Annotated in this window: 2 protein-coding genes; both read right to left on the minus strand. The window is 41.9% G+C overall.

What is annotated here, in order from left to right:
- Positions 1-106: 106 nt before the first annotated feature.
- On the minus strand, positions 107-2,527 hold the full coding sequence (locus WH96_RS20740; protein ID WP_047766159.1) for a GcvT family protein: 2,421 nt from the start codon (positions 2,525-2,527) through the stop codon (positions 107-109).
- A gap of 190 nt (positions 2,528-2,717) precedes the next feature.
- Positions 2,718-3,677 (minus strand): LysR family transcriptional regulator, encoded by a 960-nt coding sequence (locus WH96_RS20745; protein WP_047766160.1) that lies wholly within the window; start codon positions 3,675-3,677, stop codon positions 2,718-2,720.
- Between the last annotated feature and the right edge of the window lie 330 nt (positions 3,678-4,007).

Below are 4,007 nucleotides of genomic sequence, written 5' to 3' on the forward strand. Positions count from 1 at the left end.
CAGCAAGATCTTGAATTGGGTTCACACCCTAATTAGAAGGTAATCGCATGCTCTTTAACAAGCGGTTACCTTCTAATATATCGGCCCTCTATTAGTGGCCTCTACTTTATGCTTTAATTCTTAGATATTCAGGATCATAGGGCCCACTACTAATAACTTTTGCAGAGGTTAAATTACCTATTATATCAACACTCAATTCCGTTCCTTCAGCTGAAAATTCAGTAGCAACAAAAGCATAAGCGAGATTCATTTCCGTACGATACCCCCAATCACCGGACGTAACCGTACCAACCACCTTATTATCCAGCATGACAGATGCGCCACTATGTGCTGGCGCATCTCGCCCATCAATATGGAGGGTGATCATTTTCTGAACCACGCTACGCTCAATACGTTGTTGCAATTCTGCTTTTCCAATAAAATCAACCTTATTCATTTTTACAAACCGATTAAGGCCCGTTTCAAATGGATCAAATTCAGTCAAAATATCTGCCTTCCAATGCAAATACCCTTTCTCCATACGCATAGAGTCAACAGCACGTGCGCCAAAAAGCTGCATTCCATATTTTTCACCTGCATTACGTAACGCTAAATATGCTGAATACAGCTGATTATTTGGCACATGAATTTCATATGCTAACTCACCAGAGAAGCTAACGGACATAATCACAGCAGGTGCAATGCCGATAAATCCTTCTCTGACCGACAACCAGGGAAATGATTCCTTAGTCCAATCATCACGACTTACATCAGAAAGAACTTTCCGACTGTTTGGTCCTGCCAATACCAAAATTGTATAGTCGTTGGTTAATGATTTCACCTGAACGTCCTCATCAGGCTGAATATGCTTTTGTAACCAATCCATATCATGGAATTCGGCTGCTGCAGCCGATCCATACCATATCCGGCCATCTGGAAGGTTAGCAATTGTGGCCTCGCCTTTCAGCATACCATAACGATTCAAAAGATATCCCAGTCCGACTTTACCCAATTTTTGAGTTACGCGGCCACATACCATCCTGTCAAGAAAGTCACGTGCGTCACTACCACTTATTTCAAATCGGTTAAAACCACTAACCTCTGTCAAACCAACATTGTTGGAAACATTCGAGACCTCGGCTGCAACAATATCAAAAGCCTCATCAAACTTGAAAGTCAAAGATGGATGAAAGTCAGGTGTTGGCTTGATGTATTCTATTCGCTCCCAGCCATTCACAACCGTAAACTCTGCACCTTCAGCTGCAAGAATTGGTGTAAGTGGTGTTGTTTTCATCGGCCGTCCTGCCGGCCGATGTTCATGAGGAAAGTGGAATCTAAACTCGTTTTGATAATCTTCAATAGCCTTTAAGGCAGTTAACTCAACATTGGTGTGCCCCGTGAAACGACGCGGATCAATACACCAGCTATCGTAGCAGGCCTCGCCATGCACAATCTGTTGAGCAAGTAACCATCCGAGGCCACCTCCTTCACCAAGTCCCGCACGTAATCCAATAATACAAAAAGCATTACGTTTGCCCGGAATTGGGCCAACCAGTGGCGCTCCATCAATCGTATAAGTAATAGGCCCATTCACCACGGTATGGATGCCAACCTCCATCAATACCGGCATACGCTCAAATGCGCCTTCCAACGTATCAGAAATTCGATCAAGATCATCTGGACACAGGGCATTTACAAAGTTTGGATCAATACCATCCATACCCCAGGTTTTACAATTTTGTTCATAAAATCCGATAAGAAGACCGTTTTTTTCCTGCCTAGAATAATAATCGGAAATGGGGCAACGCAACAATGGCATCCTATGCCCAGATTTCTTGATAGCCGGGATTTCTTCTGTCAAAAAATATTGATGTTCCATCGACATGACAGGGTGATGTACGCCCATCATACTACCGACTTCATTCACCCGATAACCGCATGCGTTAACAACAATATCACAGTCGATGTCGCCATGTTCTGTATGGACAGTCCATGTATCATCTGTATGCTGTGTGAGAGCAACCACAGGCGTATTACGATAAATCATTGCCCCAGCTTTGCGTGCTCGGTGAGCCAAGGCCTGACACAATTGAGCAGGGTCAATATCACCATCCAGAGGATCCCATAATCCCCCCAACAAATTGTCTGTTGAAATTAGCGGATGACGCCTGGCACATTCTTGTGCATCAATCATCTCGAAATCAACACCCATACCTCGCGCCATTGATGCGAAATGACGGTAACCTTCAAGCTGTGCCTCTGTATTTGCCAAACGTATCCCACCGTCTCCATGATGGTAATTGATTGGGTATTCAGGATCATCAGCCAACTCTTTATAAAGATTAATCGAATGTGTTTTCAATCCGACCATCGTCTGGTTCATGCCAAAATTTGTCACTTGTGCCGCTGAGTGCCAAGTTGTACCAGAAGTTAATTCGTTACGCTCAACCAACACAACATCAGACCATCCTTCTTTCGTCAGGTGATACAGTGCTGAGCAGCCAGCAATGCCCCCGCCTATAACGACAACCTTAGTGCGTGATTTCATGGCAACCTCCTCAGGAATAATTGATACCGACTATTCAGGCTGCAAAATTTGTAACGAGCAATAGAAAATCTAATACTACGAAATCTTCAAATTAGAATTATTATTTTTTCGTAATTAATGTTTTGTACTCCTCCCAAATCAGGAAGAAGTTCAGTGCAAGAAAGCACGTTCTATGTACTTTGTCCGTTTATTACAGTAATTGGAAACTGTCTCGCAACCAGGGCATGGTATCGTACGCAGGTTGAACGATTTTCTTGTTAATCATATTGCAAAGAGCAACATTGATTATCTCAATAATTGATGTCGAGCATTCATGTGTTGCAAACAAAGACAAATAACGTGCAAAACTCTTTTCCGGAAATTGACAGAGTTTTATCTGATTGTGAAAATGACTGGCACGGAAATAACAAAGCGGTGTCGTTATTGACCAACCGGCACCAGCTGCGATCATTGCCATGAGAGTTTGATTACTTTCAATCTCAAATCTATTTGGTAATACAATCTTTAAACGACGCAATTGAGCTTCAATCTGTTTACCAATAATATGGTGCTGACTATATCTCAAAAACGGAAGCCCCGTGTTATCTGAAAGATATTCATCAGAACTTAAAGAACTATGCGCGGGTATAGCCAGGACAAAAGGATCACGTAAAATTGGAAATTCTTGTAAATCTATAGAAGTATCACTGGGACGATTGGCCAAGCCAATATCGAGCTTGCGTTTATGTAGCATCTCCAGGATTTCATGGCTAAATCTTGTGCTGTGTATAAAGTCACAATTTGGCATACTCTCGGCCAAAAAAACAGCAAGTTCAGGGCCAATTTTGCTTTCAAAATCCTCAATAAATCCTAACCTCAAATGACGTGCTTCTGGCATATTACCTAAAGTTACTTCTGTTCGTGCTTTACGAATTAATAATAGTGCTTGATCAATATACGTTAGAAAGATATTTCCGGCTGGCGTCAATGTCATAGGACGACACTTATGATTAAGAAGCAGTACCCCCAGTTGTTGTTCCAAACTTCGTAAATGATGAGATACGGTACTAATCGTCAAACCCGTTTCTTTTGCAGTTGCCTGCATCGATCCCGTTATGGCAATCGATTGAAACACCTCTAGCCATTTCATACTTAAATCAGATCTTTGCATACAGCTTCTTTCTTGAGACAAAATTTAGAAACTAAAGTCGGTATAGTTCAATATCAAGATTGTGTAAAAAATGTAGGGTTATATCAAATGATATCAACATTCTACGATTTATTGTTTGGTTCAGCACTATGCCTCAGAAATAGAGAAGCGCCTAACTGATATCGCCATACTTGTTCCACAGCTGGAAAGTTAATGAAATCTTATCTGGGCTACCCCCGAGATTTATATTCAGGCTTATTACCGACTGTGAGTAAATGCTCTACAAACGCAAAAAACCCTCTGAGCTTTACACTCAGAGGGTTTCATATTGGTTGCGGGGGTAGGATTTGA

Source organism: Kiloniella spongiae (assembly GCF_001026905.1).
Classification (GTDB): domain Bacteria; phylum Pseudomonadota; class Alphaproteobacteria; order Kiloniellales; family Kiloniellaceae; genus Kiloniella; species Kiloniella spongiae.